Here is a 15,836-nt window from a genome sequence, read left to right as displayed (position 1 = left end):
CCGCGGCCGGGAGCGGCTGCGGCGGACCGGGGTACGGGGCTGCGGCGGGCCGGGGAACGGCTGCGGCCGGACAGGCGGAAGGGCGCCGACCGGGGGGATCGTCGGCGCCCTTCCAGGGGTGGTGCGGGGGGATGACTTGTCAGTCAGTCACGACCCAGGGTGGCTGACTCAGGCGGTGAAGGTGACCCGCCGACGACGCGCCAGGTAGAACAGCACGCCACCGATGGCCAGCAGCGCGATGGCGCCAGCGGCGAGACCGCCAGCGGCGGCACCGGTGACCGGCAGGGAACCGCCGCCCTCGCCACCGGTGTCACAGTCCTCCGGCAGCTCCCAGGCGAAGGCCTCGGACTCGTCCTCGAAGCCCTCGACGACCAAGGTGACCGCAAGGCCCTCGAACGCGTCGAACTCGGCCACGCCCGACTCACCGGGGCCGACAGTGACGGTGCGGGTGTCGCCCTCGTTCGGTACGAAGTCGACGGTGATGGTCTCGCCGTCCTCCGGATTGTTGATCGTGAAGATCAGCTGGTCGCAGGTGGACTCGATGATGCGCTCGGGCTCGCTGGGCTCCACCGCCGGCGGCTCGGTTGGCTCCGGCGTGACCGGCGCGGTCGGGCTCGGTTCGACGCTCGGCTGCACGGTCGGCTCGGTAGCGGAGACTTCAGACGGTTCACAGGTACTCCCGAGTGAGGGGTTCAGGGGCCCGGCGCGGACGTGCGGCAACCTGACTGGTGAGGTGCAGTCGATGATTGGTGCGACAACGACCCGTGTCGTGCGTCGTGTCCGGCGTTGTCCCACCGGCACAGCGCCTGACTCTAGCTGTTCCTGAACTGACAGGGTGCCCCACAGGTCCGGCTAAGGATGATGTTGTCGTTCCGAGATATTTCATAGACGCAACGTGTTCGCCTTCCGCTTTCCGAGTGGTTGTTGCCCACTCGGGTGTCTCTTTGCAACAACAGACGCACCTGGTCACACGAGGGCGGATTAAGCCGTCCGGGTCGGCATTCGACCGGTTCGGCTGATCGCGTAGCGTGCCGGGGATGAGTGCACCGGCCGCCGTGGGGGTCCGCCGCCGATGACCCGGATCATCTCCGGCCGGCTCGGCGGCCGGCGGATCGCCACACCGCCTGGCGCGAACACCCGGCCCACCTCCGACCGGGTCCGTGAGGCACTGTTCAGCACCCTCGGCACGATGACCGACCTGGTCGGGGCGCGGTTCGCCGATCTCTACGCGGGCAGCGGCGCGGTGGGTCTGGAGGCGCTGTCCCGGGGCGCCGAACACGTCCTGCTGGTCGAGTCCGACGCGCGGGCCGCCCGTACCGTGCGGGCGAACATCGCCGCGCTGGGAGCTGGCACCGGTGCGCGGCTGATCACTGCCAAGGTCGCGACCGCGCTGGCCACGCCGCCGGACGGCGGCGGCTACGACGTGGTCTTCGCCGACCCGCCGTACGCGGTGACCGACACCGAACTCCGGACCGCCCTGGACAGTCTCGTCGGCGGCGGCTGGCTCGCCCCGTACGCCGTCGTGGTGATCGAGCGGTCCGCCCGGGGACCGGCGTTGACCTGGGTGGAAGGCGTCACTGCCGAGCGCGGGCGGCGTTACGGCGAGACCATGCTTTGGTACGGTCGGCGATCATGAGACGAGCGGTGTGCCCCGGCTCTTTCGATCCGGTCACCAACGGACATCTCGACATCATCGGCCGGGCCAGCCGGCTGTTCGACGAGGTCATCGTGGGTGTCCTGATCAACCAGTCCAAGGCTGGCCTGTTCACCATCGACGAGCGAATATCGATGCTCCGCGAAGTAACCGGGTCGTACCGCAACGTTCGGGTCGCTTCGTTCCGTGGCCTACTGGTGGATTTCTGCCGTGCTCAGGAGGCGGCCGTCGTGGTCAAAGGCCTGCGGGCGGTCAGCGACTTCGACTACGAACTGCAGATGGCACAGATGAACATTGGCCTGGCCGGGGTGGAGACGCTGTTCATGCCGACCAACCCGCTCTACTCGTTCCTCTCTTCCAGCCTGGTCAAGGAGGTCGCCAAGTGGGGCGGTGACGTCTCGGCTCACCTGCCCGAGGCGGTCCACGACCGGCTGCTCGCCCGGGTCACCGCGCCGCCGACCCAGCAGGTGTGAACCGGGCTGGCCCGGCAGCTCCGGGCGGGCCGACCGAGCCGCGATGAACCGCCCGGCGCGTCGCGACGCGCCCGAACTCGGGGTGGGATGGACCACATGTCGTCCTGGGTCGCATCATGATGGAGCGCCGACCGGTCCGGCAGTTGGGATGATGACGTTCTGGCCCGGCCTTGCCATCATGGTGGGTCGACCCTCCGACAACAGGGAGTGAGATGCCGGTGGATCCATTCGACCGCATCGACGAGATCATCGCGATGGTGGAGACCGCGCGGGCCGTGCCGATGTCCCGGAACAACTGCATGATCGACCGGGCCGAGATGATCGGTGTCCTGGACCAGTTCCGGGCCGAGCTCCCCGCCGACCTGCGCCGGGCGGCGGCGCTGCTGGAGGAACGCGACAAGATCATGGACGCCGGCAAGCGCGAGGCGGACCGGATCATCAGTGAGGGCGAGGCCGAGCATGCCCGGCTGGTGTCGGTGAACGAGATCACCGTCTCCGCCGAGCACGAGGGTGCGCGGATCGTCGCCGAGGCCCGCGCCGAGGCGCAGCGGCTGCGCGCCGAGGTCGACGACTACGTCGACACCGCGTTGGCCAACTTCGAACAGTTCCTTACCCGGGCGCTGGCTTCGATAGAGCGTGGCCGGGACAAGATGCACGCGTTGCGGGAGATCGGTACCTTCTCCGGTGAGGAGAACGAACGCCCGCTGCCCTTCTGACTGACCGGTGCCCCGGTTCGACGCCGTCGCCGCTGCTCGGGTAACCTGTTTTGTCGGCCTCTACCAGGCCGGAGTCCAACTATGCGCAATCACTCGTCGAAGACACTCAACCCCAGGTCGCCGCTGGTTCTCGACACCCGGGAACTGCCGCGTCGCCCTGGCGCGTTGCGTACGGTGAGCCGGGTGGTGCCCGCGCCGGCGGACCTCGGGCTGGAGCTGAACGGCGTACCGGAAGGTGCCGACCTGAGCCTCGATCTACGGCTCGAGTCGGTCTCCGAAGGGGTGCTCGTTTCCGGGACGGTCTCCGGACCGGTCTCCGGCGAGTGCGGGCGGTGCCTGCGCTCGATCAGCGAGTCGCTGACCGTCCCGATCCAGGAGCTGTACGCATACGAGAACAGCACCACGGACGAGACGGCCGACATCGACGAGGTGGGCCGGTTGCAGGGCGATCTGATCGACCTGGAGCCGGCACTGCGGGACGCGGTGGTGCTTGCACTGCCGACCACCCCGCTGTGCCGCAGCGACTGCCCTGGGCTGTGCCCCGACTGCGGGGTGCACTGGGACGAGCTGCCGGACGACCACAACCACCAACAGGTCGACCCGAGGTGGGCCGGCCTGTCGCAACTGACCCGCCAAGAGGAGTAAGAACCGTGGCCGTTCCCAAGCGCCGGATGTCCCGCAGCAACACCCGTTCCCGCCGGTCCCAGTGGAAGACCACGCCGGTGGTGACCGTCGAGTGCCCGCAGTGCAAGTCCGCGAAGCTGCCGCACACCGCGTGCACCGTCTGCGGCACCTACAACGGCCGCCAGGTCATCGAGGTCTGATCCGGTCGTCGTGACGCCGCCGGTCTTCGACCGGGCGGCGCGGATCTCCCGGCGAACGCCGGGTGCCTCGTCCCAGGAGCCGGCCGGTCGGTCGGCACCGGCCGGCGCTGACTCCGGGACCGGCACCTCGCGGATCGCCGTCGACCTCCTCGGCGGGGATGGGGCACCCGCCGTCGTGGTTGACGGCGCTCTGCGCGCCTGCCGCGCCGATCCCGATCTCCAGCTCCTGCTCGTCGGCCCGCCGGATGCGGCGGACGACGTTCGCGCCGCGCTGCCCGACGAGCAGCGGAGCCGGATCACCGTACGGCCGACGGGTGACACCGTCCGCGCGGCGGCCGACACCGGCGAGCTTTCCGTCACCGCCGCGGGTTCTGTCACCGGCCGGGCCGACGAATCGATCCGGGCCGGCATGGCCGCCGTCGCCGACGGCGCGGCCGACGCGTTCATCTCCGCTGGGTCCAGCGGCGCGATCGTCACCGCCGCCGCGCTCGGTCTCGGCCGGTGGCCGACCGTACGCCGGCCCGCCCTGGTCGTCACCCTCCCGGCGGTCGCCGGCCCGGTGGTGCTGCTCGACGTCGGCGCCACAGTAGAGGCGCGCCCGGCCACCCTGACCCAGCACGCCCTGTTCGGGGCCGCATACGGTGCCGTGCGGCTCGGCCTGGACCGGCCCCGGGTCGGACTGCTCTCGATCGGCGCCGAGCCAGGCAAGGGCGACCGGGTCCGGCGTACCGCCGACACTCTGCTGCGGAGCCTCACCCTGCCCGCCGACGGCCGGTATGTCGGCTTGGTCGAAGGACACGACGTCATGCTCGGCGACGGCATCGACGTGGTAATCACCGACGGCTTCACCGGGAACGTGCTGCTCAAGGGCATCGAAGGTGCGTACGCGATGGCCGGCGGCCCGGAACCGGGCCGGGTCGCGCCCCGGGCGGCGGCCCTGCTCGGCGTCGCCGGGACGGTGGTCGTCTGCCACGGTGCCGCCACCGGTGCCGACATCGCCACCGGTATCACCCTCGCCGCCGGACTGCACCGTGGCCGGGTGACCTCGACTCTCGCCCGGATGCTCGATGACATCACCCGGCTGATCGCAGAACAGGACGAGGTATCGCCATGAGTAACAACCAGTCCCGTCGTCCGCCGGTTGCGCACCTGGAGGCCGCGTTCGGTGTGGCGTTCGAACCGGATCTGCTGGAACGGGCGTTGACCCACCGGTCGTACGCGTACGAGAACGGCGGTCTGCCCACCAACGAGCGGTTGGAGTTCCTCGGCGACTCGGTGCTCGGCGTGGTGATCACCTCGGCGCTGTTTCACAGCCACCCCGACCTGCCGGAAGGGCAACTGGCCAAGCTTCGGGCCAGCGTGGTCAACATGCGGGCGCTCGCCGAGGTGGCCCGGTCTCTCGGCCCGCATGGGCTTGGCCCGTACCTGCTGCTCGGCAAGGGGGAGGAGAGCACCGGCGGGCGGGACAAGGCGAGCATCCTGGCCGACACCCTGGAGGCGCTACTCGGTGCGATCTACCTGCAGTACGGGCTGGACACCGCGTCAATCGTGATCCGCCGGCTGTTCGACCCGTTGATGGCGGACTCCGCGAGCCGGGGCGCCGGGCTGGACTGGAAGACCAGCCTGCAGGAGCTGACCGCGACCCTCGGGCTGGGCGTACCCGAGTACCGCATCGACGACGCCGGTCCGGACCACGCAAAGACCTTCACCGCCTGGGTGGTGGTCGCCGGACAGCGCTACGGCGGGGCCGAAGGCCGCAGCAAGAAGGAGGCTGAGCAGCGGGCCGCCGAAGCCGCGTGGCGTACCCTTTCCGCGCAGATGGTGGACTCCACCGCGGTCGCCGGCACCGCAGCGGCCGTTGACCAGCCGGGTCCGGCTTCCGACGCCGACGCCGGTCCGCCGGACGAGGTCGCTGCCGGTCCGCCGGAGCCCGAGGACGGGCCGCCGGCCAGCCCGTCCGCCCAGGTCTGAGCACGAGAACACCACCGGCACCGGTCGGAGAAAGGCATGTCATGCCAGAGCTGCCCGAGGTCGAGACGGTCCGGCAAGGGCTGGCTGGCTGGGTGATCGGCCGGCGGCTGGACACCGTGGAGGTGCGCCATCCCCGGGCGATTCGCCGGCACCTGCCCGGCCCGGTGCACTTCGCCGCCGTACTCGCCGGCCGGCAGATCATCGACGTACGCCGCCGTGGCAAGTACCTGTGGCTGCCGCTGGACAGCGGCGACGCGGTGGTCGGCCATCTCGGCATGTCCGGACAGCTGCTGCTGCAGCCGGCCCACGCCCCGGACGAGACGCACCTGCGGGTCCGTTTCCGGTTCGTCGACGGCGACCCGCAGCTGCGCTTCGTCGACCAGCGGACGTTCGGCGGGCTCGCTGTGTCGGCCGGTGGCGCCGAGTTACCGGCCGAGATCGCGCACATCGCCCGGGATCCGCTCGACCCGGACTTCTCCGACACTGCGTTCGTCGCAGCGGTACGCCGACGTCGCACCGAGATCAAGCGGGCACTGCTTGACCAGTCGCTGATCTCCGGGATCGGCAACATCTATGCCGACGAGGCGCTGTGGCGGGCCGGCCTGCACGGCACCCGACCGACCGACCGGCTGCCGGCCGCGACGGTCACCAGGCTGCTGGCACAGGTACGGGACGTGCTGCGGGCGGCAGTTACCGAGGGCGGCACCAGTTTCGACGCGCTCTACGTCAACGTCAACGGCGAGAGCGGCTACTTCGACCGGTCACTCAATGTGTACGGGCGGGAGGATCAGCCCTGCGCCCGGTGCGGGGCGCTGATCCGCCGGGAGTCGTTCATGAACCGGTCGTCGTTCAGCTGCCCGCGCTGCCAACCTAGGCCGCGGGCCGTTCGCCGCTGACCGACGTCAGCTCAGCGCGCCGACCCGAACATCTGCGTCCAGTAGAGGGTCCCGTTCGACGAGGTGGCCGTGCCGACCCCCATGGCGACCGCGTCGCAGTTGAGGATGTTGGCCCGGTGGCCCGGGCTGTTCAACCAGCCCTCCATGACCGCCTCGGCGGTGGGGTAGCCGGCCGCCACGTTCTCGCCGATCGCCTGCTCGTAGCCGGCCCGCTTGGCGCGTTCCCACGGGTCGCTGCCGTCGCTGCCTTCGTGCGACATGTCGTTGTTGGTTGCCTGGTCCTCGCTGTGCAACCGGGACGCCTCGGTCAACTGGTCGTTGATTGTCACCGCGCCGCACCCGTTGTCGTCGCGCGCCGCGTTGACCAGCGCCAGGACCTGCTGCTGCCGGCTGGTGTCCCCGGTGGCGGTCTGCTGCGGCGCGGCGCTGGTCTTCGCCGGCGCGGCGGTCGTGCGCTCCGGACGGGAGCTTTCCGGGGCGGCGGCGCTACGGCGTGGGCTCGGGGCAGCCGAGGTCGGCGGTGGCGGTGCGGGGCTCACAGCCGGGGTCGGGGCGGCACCGAGTTCGGCGTCGAGCACCTCCGGCTCGCCGATCTGCGGGTCCTCCGTACCAGCGGACTGTTCGGTGAGTGGGTCGGTGACCGGATCGACATCCGTTGCCACGACGGTGTCGTCGGTGCCATCGGTTGAGTCGTCGCCGAACCCGGCGCGTAGCATCGCGCCGCCGCCACCGATCGCCACCAGCAGCACGACGACCAGCGTGGCCAGGGTGACCGGCCCGACGGCGGGCCGGCGCCGTCGGCCGTCGGCAACCTCCGGGTCGGAGTCGTCGCGCGCGTCGGACCGCCGCCGACGGGCGACGCGGGTCAGCGACCCGGTGTCGGTCGGGACCTCACGCGGACCCCGGTCGTCGTCGGTCCAGCGATCGTCGCCGCTGGCCCAGCCGTCGTCACCACCGGGCCAGCCGTTGGCCTCGCCGGGTCCGTCGGCCAGGTCTCGCAGCACGCTGTACCGGTGCGTCTCGGTCTCGTCGTGCCGGGTGTCGCGGCCGGCCCCGTCGTGTCCGTGCGGAGCCCCGGCGTACCCCGGCCCGTCGACGTACCCCGGTCCGTCGACGTACCCCGGCCCGTCGACGTACCCCGGCCCGTCCGGGCGGGCGGTCAGGTGGGTGTCGTACCCGTCGTCGGTGGGGAGGCCGTACGGCTGCGGGTGGTGTTCCGCCCCGCCGGGGAGCTGCCCGGTCGGGTCGGCGGGGTAGCCGCCGTGGTCCACGCCGTCGTACGCCGGGTGACCGCCGCCGCCGTAACTGCCGAGGTCGTAACCGCCGTCGCCGGGGAACCGGCCGGCGGTCGGGTAATCGTCGGCCGTCGCCAGGCCGGAGTACTCGTCGGCCGACGAAGGGCCGGGTCGCCAGCCGGCGTCGAGGTGGCCACGCCAGGAACTCTGTCCGAACCGGTCGGTGTCCCAGCCGGCATCACCGAATGCGGTGTGGCCAGCGGGCGGCGTCGGATCGCCGGGGATGGATCCATCGACCCGGTCGTTGCGCCGGTACAAGGTCGTTGCCTCCGCAGGTGGGTGGTCGGCCCAACGGGCCGCGTCCGGTGGGACCGGGGCGCTGTGCCGGGTGCGACGTTAAGGCGTTCGGTCGCGCCCGGCAACGCTGCTAAGACAAACCGGCGATGCCGCTAAGGAAGAGATAAGGCGGACAGCTGTCCGGCTGAGGTTCTGCCGTTGACACTGTGATCTGTGCCGCTAAACCACCGCTCTTCGTACCTTTTGGGCGATAGATTCGTGAAGGAGGTGGGGATCCACGTCTGGTGGAACTTGACGAAGCGGCGACTTCGGCGGACCATGGGGGTGTCGCCAGTCGCGCCCAGTCGCGCCCCCGCATGCCCGGGGGTTGACCGACGTGAGGGTTCACGGGCGCGCGTTGGCCGGCCTTTCCGGCAGCGCATTACAAGGAGACGAAATGGCGAAGGCCCTCTACGGCCACGTTGGTGCAGCACCCGACCGGCGCCTGCTCGACGAGGTCACCCGATTGCGTGCCACTGTACAGGCACTGGAGTTCGAGATCACCCGACTGCGGGCGGAGAACGACCGGCTCGCCGCAGCGGTCGCCGAAAGCGACGATCTGCTGCGGATCCCCGAGCCTGCGCTCACCTGATCTCCACGGGCGCCGGTGCAGGCCGGCGCCCGCCGCCAGTGACCGTACGTACCGCTGATCGCACGCACCCCGCGCGCCGACACTCAAGTGCCGGCGCGCAGCTTTTTGTCCGGCCCCGTCCGTTGCCCCGTTCACGTCCGTCCGTCTGCGGCCCGGTCCGGGCCCCGGCCACGGTGTCCCAGCCGCGTCGGATCCGGTGCCCGTCCGACCGACGGGTTAGCCTGTGCCGTACTGACCAGCACTGACGGCCGCACGGCGACCCGTCGGACGAGGAATCGGACCGTGCATCTCAAGAGTCTGACGGTGAAGGGCTTCAAGTCCTTCGCCTCCGCCACCACCCTGAAGCTGGAGCCCGGGATCACCTGCGTGGTCGGCCCGAACGGCTCCGGCAAGTCCAACGTCGTCGACGCCATCGCCTGGGTCCTCGGCGAGCAGGGCGCGAAGGCGCTGCGGGGCGGCAAGATGGAGGACGTCATCTTCGCCGGCACCGCCGGTCGGGCCCCGCTGGGCCGGGCCGAGGTCACGTTGACCATCGACAACACCGACGGTGCGTTGCCGATCGAGTACACCGAGGTGTCGATCACGCGCCGGATGTTCCGCTCCGGTGAGAGCGAGTACGAAATCAACGGCAACCACTGCCGGCTGCTCGACATCCAGGAACTGCTCTCCGACTCCGGCATCGGTCGGGAGATGCACGTCATCGTCGGCCAGGGTCAGCTCGACGCCGTACTGCACGCCAAGCCGGAGGACCGGCGGGCCTTCATCGAAGAGGCCGCCGGCGTGCTGAAACACCGCAAGCGCAAGGAAAAGGCGCTGCGCAAGCTGACCGCGATGCAGACCAACCTGGATCGGCTGACCGACCTGACCGGCGAGCTGCGCCGCCAGCTCAAACCGCTGGGCCGGCAGGCCGAGGTGGCCCGCCGGGCCGCCGGGATTCAGGCCGATCTACGCGACGCCCGGCTGCGGCTGCTCGCCGACGACCTGACCACCCTGCGGACCACCCTCGACAAGGAGATCGCCGACGAGACGGCGCTGCGGCACCGACGCACCGAGGTGGAGTCCGAACACACCGAGGTGCAGTCCCGGCTGGCCGAACTGGAGTCGGCGCTGGCCGAGGACGCGCCGCTGCTCGCCGCCGCCCAGGACACCTGGTACAAGCTCGCCGCCCTGCAGGAACGCTTCCGGTCGACCGAGCAGCTGGCCGGGGAACGGCTGCGGCACCTGTCGGGGATGCCGAACGACGAGCGACCCGGGCGTGACCCGGACCAGCTCACCGACGAGGCGCACCGGGTCCGTGAGCAGGAGGAGGAGCTGCGGGCCGCGCTGACCGAGGACCAGATCCGTCTCGCCGAGGCGGTGGAGGGCCGCCAACAGCTGGAGACGCAGCTGGCCCAGGCCGAGCGGGCGCTGGTCGCCGCCGCCAAGGCGATCGCCGACCGGCGGGAAGGGCTGGCCCGGTTGACCGGACAGGTCAACTCCGCGCGGGCCCGTACCTCCAGCGCCGCTGACGAGATATCCCGGCTCACCGCCGCGCACGCCGATGCGCAGGCCCGCGCTGACCAGGCCCAGCAGGACCTGGACGCGGCCACCGAACTGTCCACCGAGGCGGACCGGGACAACGCCGACCTGGACGCCCGGTACGCCGAGGCGGTCGCCGCACACGACGCGGCCGCCGCGCAGGTACGGCAGCTGTCCGACGCCGAGCGGAGGGCGGAGAAGGAGGCCGCCACCTGGCAGGCGCGGGAGGACGCGCTGGCGATGGGGTTGCGCAGGGGCGACGGTGCCGGCGCGCTGCTGGCCCGGGCCGACCAGGTGCCCGGCCTGCTGGGCAGCCTGGCCGGCCTGCTCACCGTCGCGCCCGGACACGAGGCGGCGCTGGCCGCCGCGCTGGGCGGTCTCGCCGACGCGGTGGCGGTCACCGGCGTCGACGAGGCGGCCGAGGCGATGCGGCTGCTCAAGATCCAGGACTCCGGTCGGGCCAGCCTGCTGGTCGCCGGGCCCGCCGGGCCGGGGATGATCGGCTCGCCGGACACCCTGCGGCCGGCCCTGCCGCCCGGGGCGACCTGGGCACCGGACGTGGTCAGCTGCCCCGACGAGCTCCGGCCGGCACTGCACCGGGCGCTGCGGGACGTGATCCTGGTCGGCGACCTCGCGGCGGCCACTGCGGCCGCCGCCGACCATCCGCAGCTGCGGGCGGTCACCCCGGACGGCGACATCGTCGGCGCCTACGCCGCCGCCGGCGGATCCGCCAAGGCCCCCAGCTTCATCGAGGTACAGGCGGCGGTCGAGGAGGCCCGCAGCAACCGGCTCACCGCCGAAGCCACCGTCGCCGAGCTGCGCGGGCAGCTCGACACCGCGCGGGAGGCGGCGGCCGGCCTCAAGGAGCAGGTCGCGCAGGCCGCCGCCGACCGGCGGCAGGCGGAGGGGCAGCGTAACGCCGCCGCTCGCCGGCTCGCCGAACTCGGCGCTGCGGCCAGGTCGGCACGGGCCGAGGCGGAGCGGCTCGGCGCCTCCCGGGACAAGGCCGCCGAGTCCCGGGACCGAGACTTGGCCACGCTGGAGGAGCTGGAGGAGCGGCTCCGGCTGGCCGAGGCGACCCCGATCGACGAGGAGCCGTCGACCGCCGAACGGGACTCCCTCGCCGCGATGCTGCCCGGTGCCCGGCAGAACGAGATGGAGGTCCGACTCGCCGTCCGCACCGCCGAGGAGCGGGTATCGTCGATCGCCGGCCGGGCGGACTCACTGCTGCGGCAGGCGGCGGCCGAGCGGGCCGCGCGGGAACGCGCCGCCGCCCGCCGGGCCGCCCGGGCCCGGGGCGCGCAGATCGCCCGCGCGGTCACCGCCGGGGCCCGGTTCGCGCTGACCAGGCTGGCCGACTCGATGGTCGACGCGGCCGCCGCCCGTGACGAGATCGCCAGCGCCCGCGCCGCGCGGGAGGCCGAGCTGCAGGAGGTACGCGGCGCGGCCAAGCGTCTCGGGGCTGAGCTGGAGCGGCTGACCAGCGCGGTGCACCGCGACGAGGTGGCCCGCGCCGAGCAGCGGCTGCGCATCGAGCAGCTGGAGGCGAAGGCGGCCGAGGACTTCTCGCTGGACGTGGAGACCCTGCTCGTCGAGTACGGCCCGCACCAGCCGGTGCCGCCCACCCAGGCCCAACTGGCGGCGGCCGCCGCCGAGGGCAAACCGGAACCGCAGCCGGTGCCGTTCGACCGGGCCACCCAGGAGAAGCGGTCGGCGAAGGCGGAACGGGAGCTGGCCCTGCTCGGCAAGGTCAACCCGCTGGCGTTGGAGGAGTTCGCCGCGCTGGAGGAGCGGTACAAGTTCCTCTCCGACCAGTTGGAGGACCTGAAGGCGACCCGCAAGGACCTGCTCACCGTCGTCGCGGACGTGGACGACCGGATCCTCGAGGTTTTCTCCAGCGCGTACGCCGACACGGCCCGCGAGTTCGAGCAGGTGTTCACCGTGCTGTTCCCGGGTGGCGAGGGACGGCTGGTGCTCACCGACCCGGACGACCTGCTGACCACCGGGGTGGAGGTGGAGGCCCGGCCACCGGGCAAGAAGATCAAGCGGCTGTCGCTGCTGTCCGGCGGGGAGCGGTCGCTGACCGCCGTCGCCATGCTGGTAGCCATCTTCCGGGCCCGGCCCAGCCCGTTCTACATCATGGACGAGGTGGAGGCGGCGCTGGACGACGTCAACCTCGGCCGGTTGATCACCCTGATGGCCCAGCTGCGGGACCGCAGCCAGCTGATCATCATCACCCACCAGAAGCGGACCATGGAGGTCGCCGACGCACTGTACGGCGTCACCATGCGCAACGGTGTCACCCAGGTGATCAGCCAGCGGCTCAAGTCGGCCGACGAGTCGGCTGGTCCGACCGTGCCGGAGCCGCCAACGCCTACTGCGGAAGCCCCGCAGCCTGCTGAGGAGGCCGAGGCGCCGGCTGCACCGTCGGATCGGTGAGCTGGCGGCGGGCCACCTCACGCAGCGCGCCGTCGGCCGTTGTGCCCTCCAGCGTCACCTCGGCCGTCGCGCCGTTGTGCAGCAGCGTACTGACCGCGTTGCCGAAGTACGGACCGTCCAGCTTGCGCCAGCGCACCGACGGCCTCGGCAGTCCGGCGGAGCGGGCCAGCGCCCGCAGCGCCGCCGTCGGCCCCCGCCACCAGCCCAACCGCATCAACGGCCGCATCAGTGCCGGCACCTGGTTGTGGATCGGTGAGCAGGTGAGCTGGTGCACCGGGGTGCGAACCTGCCCAGGCAGCGCGGCCCGCGCCACGTACGAGTGGTGCACGTCGCCGGAGAGCATGCTGATCGAGGCCGGCGGCGGGTGACCTGGCCCGGCACCGACCCGGGCGAACAACTGCCCGAGGTCGTCGAAGGAGCGCCGGAACGCGGCCCAGTGCTCCAGGTCCAGGACCTGGCGCAGCCACTCCGACGACGCCGCGACCCACCGCCGGGGCGACTCGGCCAGCCGTTCGTTCCACGACTCGAGGTGGTGGATGCCGGGCGGCATCAGCCAGGGCAGCGACGCGCCGACCACCAGATGGTCGTAGCGGCCGTGGGCCCGATCGGTGAACCAGGCCCACTCACCGGCTGGCAACATGCTGCGTGCTCCCGGCCGCAGTACCCGGCTGCACCGGTTGTCCAGCACGATCACCCGGGTCCGGCCGACGTCCAGCGAGAAGCTCCACTGGTACTGCACCTGCGACCAGCGCTGCGGGTCGTGCGCGACGTCCGCCTCGGCGTCCACCCGGGCGCCGAATTCGCGCAGCACATCGGTGGCGTCGTCGGCGGCGGTGACCGCCCGGAACACCGGGTCGGCGGCGACCTCGTCCGGGGCCAGGTTGCCCAGGTGCTGGTAGACCCAGTAGGAGGCGAGTCCGCTGCTGATCCGCTCCGGCCACCAGGGCTCGCCGCGCATCCGCGCCCGCCAGGCGGCCGAGGTGTTCCAGTCGTCGATCACCTCGTGGTCGTCGAAGATCATCACGCTGGGGACGGTCGACAGCAACCAGCGGATCTCCGGGTCCCGCCACGACTCCAGGTACAGCCGGGTGTACTCGGGGAAACTGACCACCTGGTCGGCTGGGGCACCGGGCGGCAGCCCACGATGTCGCCGCCGCCGCAGGAACCGTCGGATCACCGGCGACGTCTCGTCGGCGTACACCTGATCGCCGAGCAGGAGCAGCAGGTCGGGCCAGTCGCCGCCGGCCGGGTCCAGGCCGGCCAGCCGCCGGGCGTACGCGTCGAGCGCGTCCGGCGGCAACCGTCGGGCGGTGGAGTGCTGGGTGGTCTCCCGGCAGGATCCGAAGATCAGCCGCACCGGCTGGGCGTCGTCGTCGGCCCGCCGGGTCCGGATCACACTGCCCGGGTACGGCGAGTCCGGCTCCGGCCAGACCCGCCGGTCGTCGAGGAAGACCTCGTAGCGGTGGCTGGAGCCGGGGGCCAGCCCGTCGACCACCACGAGCGCGTAGTGGTGCCCGAACGCGCTGAAGGTGCGGGCCGAACCGCCCGCCGTGCCCGTCGTCGCGACCCGTACCGTGGCCGGGGCGTCGGTCTCCACCCAGACGGTGGCCTGCCCGCCGACCACCCGCCGCAGCAACGGCCCGATCAGTAGCCGGGGGCCGGCCGCCGGTCGGAGCTGCGGGTCCGGTCCACCGGCGGTTGTGCCGTCGGTCACCGGTGGTCCCTGCCGGGCTGGTGTGCAGACATGGTCGACCTTTCGCCAGGGACGCGGGACGGCCTCTTTTGTACCCCGCATGCAGGCCCGTCACCCAGTTCCCCGACCTGTTCCTGTGGGGTGTGGTCGCCGGCCGGCGACGCGGATGGTAGGGGTGTGGTCGCCGGCCGGCGACACTGTACCGGGGGGCGGGTGTCACCGATGGGTGCGGTGGGCGGGACGCGGTCGCGGCCATCTGTCAGGATTTCCGCATGGATTACCTCGTCCTTGCCGCGATCCTGCTCGGTGTGCTGCTGCTCGCCGGTCTGGGGCTGGTGGTGCCCCGGTTGCGCCGGCAGCCTCCGCTGCCGCCCGCGCCGCCGACCCCGCTCGGCGGCGAGCAGCCGCAGGAGCGCCCACCGACCGACGCCGACGGCGAGCGTCCGGTCGGCATCGCGGTCGAGGACCGTCCGGTCGCGCCACCGGCCGAACCGGAGCAGGCACCCGCGGAGCCGGTGGCACCGGCCCCGCCGACCCTGGAACGTCCGGAGCCCACGGCCGGGCGGCTGGTCCGGCTGCGGACCCGGCTGTCCCGGTCGCAGGGCCTGCTCGGCAAGGGACTGCTGAACCTGCTCTCCCGGGACCGGCTGGACGAGGAGGTCTGGGAGGAGATCGAGGAGAGCCTGATCACGGCGGACGTCGGCATCGAGCCGACCCGGGAGATTGTCGACCGGCTGCGGGAGCGTACCCGGGTCCTCGGCACCCGCAGCGCCACCGAACTGCGTACGCTGCTCACCGAGGAGCTGGTCGCCGCGCTGGACCCGCAGCTCGACCGGGCGTTGAACACCGGCGGCGAGCCGAGCGTGGTGCTGGTCGTCGGGGTCAACGGGGCCGGCAAGACCACCACCTGCGGCAAGATCGCCCGGGTGCTGGTCGCCGACGGCCGTACCGTGCTGCTGGGTGCCGCCGACACGTTCCGCGCCGCCGCCGCCGACCAGCTGACCACCTGGGCCTCCCGGGTCGGCGCCGAGGTGGTCCGCGGCCCGGAGGGTGCGGACCCGGCCAGCGTCGCCTTCGACGCGGTGAAGCGGGGCATCGACACCAAGGTCGACGCGGTGCTGATCGACACCGCCGGTCGGTTGCAGAACAAGATCGGCCTGATGGACGAGCTCGGCAAGGTCAAGCGGGTGGTGAGCAAGCATGGTCCGGTGCACGAGACACTGCTCGTGCTGGATGCCACCACCGGGCAGAATGGGTTGGAGCAGGCCCGGGTGTTCACTGAGGCGGTGGAGGTGACCGGGGTGGTGCTGACCAAACTCGACGGCACAGCCAAGGGCGGTATCGTCATTGCGGTGCAGCGCAAACTCGGCATTCCGGTCAAACTGGTCGGTCTCGGGGAAGGTCCGGACGACCTCGCCCCGTTCGATCCGGCGCAGTTCGTCGACGCCCTGATGGGCGCCGATCCACGTGAGATGGATGCGTAGCCTCG

At 71.9% G+C, this 15,836-nt stretch carries 13 protein-coding genes and 1 pseudogene; 11 read left to right on the top strand and 3 right to left on the bottom strand.

From position 1 onward, the window contains the following. Nucleotides 1–168: 168 nt before the first annotated feature. The gene (locus ACFHWU_RS09000; protein ID WP_416590270.1) at nt 169–636 is read right to left on the bottom strand and encodes an LPXTG cell wall anchor domain-containing protein; all 468 of its coding nucleotides are present in this window, start codon (nt 634–636) and stop codon (nt 169–171) included. A 436-nt stretch (nt 637–1,072) separates the two neighbouring features. On the opposite strand from ACFHWU_RS09000, the gene rsmD reads away from it, so the two are divergent. The 8 genes from rsmD to mutM all read left to right on the top strand — a co-directional run bounded on the left by rsmD (nt 1,073) and on the right by mutM (nt 6,534). Continuing rightward, complete coding sequence (gene rsmD, locus ACFHWU_RS08995; RefSeq protein WP_416553116.1) at nt 1,073–1,636, top strand: 16S rRNA (guanine(966)-N(2))-methyltransferase RsmD; 564 nt, start codon at nt 1,073–1,075, stop codon at nt 1,634–1,636. Continuing rightward, nucleotides 1,633–2,127: a pantetheine-phosphate adenylyltransferase gene (gene coaD, locus ACFHWU_RS08990; RefSeq protein WP_278167761.1), complete on the top strand. Its 495-nt coding sequence runs from the start codon at nt 1,633–1,635 to the stop codon at nt 2,125–2,127. The genes rsmD and coaD overlap by 4 nt, the downstream gene beginning before the upstream one ends. 218 nt (nt 2,128–2,345) lie before the next feature. Beyond that, nucleotides 2,346–2,843 (top strand): hypothetical protein, encoded by a 498-nt coding sequence (locus ACFHWU_RS08985; RefSeq protein ID WP_123604406.1) that lies wholly within the window; start codon nt 2,346–2,348, stop codon nt 2,841–2,843. 81 nt (nt 2,844–2,924) lie between these two features. Continuing rightward, nucleotides 2,925–3,488: a YceD family protein gene (locus ACFHWU_RS08980; protein ID WP_416553114.1), complete on the top strand. Its 564-nt coding sequence runs from the start codon at nt 2,925–2,927 to the stop codon at nt 3,486–3,488. 5 nt (nt 3,489–3,493) lie between these two features. Beyond that, nucleotides 3,494–3,667 (top strand): 50S ribosomal protein L32, encoded by a 174-nt coding sequence (gene rpmF, locus ACFHWU_RS08975; protein WP_123600480.1) that lies wholly within the window; start codon nt 3,494–3,496, stop codon nt 3,665–3,667. A 133-nt stretch (nt 3,668–3,800) separates the two neighbouring features. Beyond that, nucleotides 3,801–4,781 carry a phosphate acyltransferase PlsX gene (locus ACFHWU_RS08970; RefSeq protein WP_416553164.1) on the top strand — a complete coding sequence of 327 codons (981 nt, stop codon included), beginning with the start codon at nt 3,801–3,803 and terminating at the stop codon, nt 4,779–4,781. After that, the gene (gene rnc / locus ACFHWU_RS08965) at nt 4,778–5,638 is read left to right on the top strand and encodes a ribonuclease III (RefSeq protein WP_416590267.1); all 861 of its coding nucleotides are present in this window, start codon (nt 4,778–4,780) and stop codon (nt 5,636–5,638) included. Before ACFHWU_RS08970 ends, rnc begins: the two co-directional genes overlap by 4 nt. 41 nt (nt 5,639–5,679) lie before the next feature. Next, a complete protein-coding gene (mutM, locus tag ACFHWU_RS08960) occupies nt 5,680–6,534 on the top strand; it encodes a bifunctional DNA-formamidopyrimidine glycosylase/DNA-(apurinic or apyrimidinic site) lyase (protein WP_416590266.1) in 855 nt (284 codons plus the stop codon). An 11-nt stretch (nt 6,535–6,545) separates the two neighbouring features. Here mutM and ACFHWU_RS08955 read toward each other — a convergent pair whose 3' ends face one another. Further along, the gene (locus ACFHWU_RS08955; protein WP_416590265.1) at nt 6,546–8,087 is read right to left on the bottom strand and encodes a CAP domain-containing protein; all 1,542 of its coding nucleotides are present in this window, start codon (nt 8,085–8,087) and stop codon (nt 6,546–6,548) included. 415 nt (nt 8,088–8,502) lie between these two features. On the opposite strand from ACFHWU_RS08955, the gene ACFHWU_RS08950 reads away from it, so the two are divergent. After that, a complete protein-coding gene (locus ACFHWU_RS08950; protein WP_123600485.1) occupies nt 8,503–8,697 on the top strand; it encodes a hypothetical protein in 195 nt (64 codons plus the stop codon). Between the two features lie 282 nt (nt 8,698–8,979). Beyond that, a pseudogene (gene smc / locus ACFHWU_RS08945) lies at nt 8,980–12,555 on the top strand (chromosome segregation protein SMC); the annotation flags it as partial. A 34-nt stretch (nt 12,556–12,589) separates the two neighbouring features. Here the strand turns inward: smc and ACFHWU_RS08940 are convergent. Further along, complete coding sequence (locus ACFHWU_RS08940) at nt 12,590–14,368, bottom strand: alkaline phosphatase D family protein (protein ID WP_416590264.1); 1,779 nt, start codon at nt 14,366–14,368, stop codon at nt 12,590–12,592. A 251-nt stretch (nt 14,369–14,619) separates the two neighbouring features. On the opposite strand from ACFHWU_RS08940, the gene ftsY reads away from it, so the two are divergent. After that, a complete protein-coding gene (gene ftsY, locus ACFHWU_RS08935) occupies nt 14,620–15,831 on the top strand; it encodes a signal recognition particle-docking protein FtsY (protein ID WP_416568487.1) in 1,212 nt (403 codons plus the stop codon). Nucleotides 15,832–15,836: the final 5 nt, after the last annotated feature.

This window comes from Micromonospora sp. LOL_015 (assembly GCF_048060275.1).
Classification (GTDB): domain Bacteria; phylum Actinomycetota; class Actinomycetes; order Mycobacteriales; family Micromonosporaceae; genus Micromonospora_E.
Note: the sequence above shows the minus strand (reverse complement) of the source record. Positions and strands in the feature narration are given on the sequence as shown.

What these genes read in the sequence shown, in the direction of transcription:
- rsmD (WP_416553116.1), top strand. Translation starts at nt 1,073, where the DNA reads ATGACCCGGATCATCTCCGGCCGGCTCGGCGGCCGGCGGATCGCCACA.
- coaD (WP_278167761.1), top strand. Translation starts at nt 1,633, where the DNA reads ATGAGACGAGCGGTGTGCCCCGGCTCTTTCGATCCGGTCACCAACGGA.
- ACFHWU_RS08980 (WP_416553114.1), top strand. Translation starts at nt 2,925, where the DNA reads ATGCGCAATCACTCGTCGAAGACACTCAACCCCAGGTCGCCGCTGGTT.
- rnc (WP_416590267.1), top strand. Translation starts at nt 4,778, where the DNA reads ATGAGTAACAACCAGTCCCGTCGTCCGCCGGTTGCGCACCTGGAGGCC.
- mutM (WP_416590266.1), top strand. Translation starts at nt 5,680, where the DNA reads ATGCCAGAGCTGCCCGAGGTCGAGACGGTCCGGCAAGGGCTGGCTGGC.
- ACFHWU_RS08950 (WP_123600485.1), top strand. Translation starts at nt 8,503, where the DNA reads ATGGCGAAGGCCCTCTACGGCCACGTTGGTGCAGCACCCGACCGGCGC.
- ftsY (WP_416568487.1), top strand. Translation starts at nt 14,620, where the DNA reads ATGGATTACCTCGTCCTTGCCGCGATCCTGCTCGGTGTGCTGCTGCTC.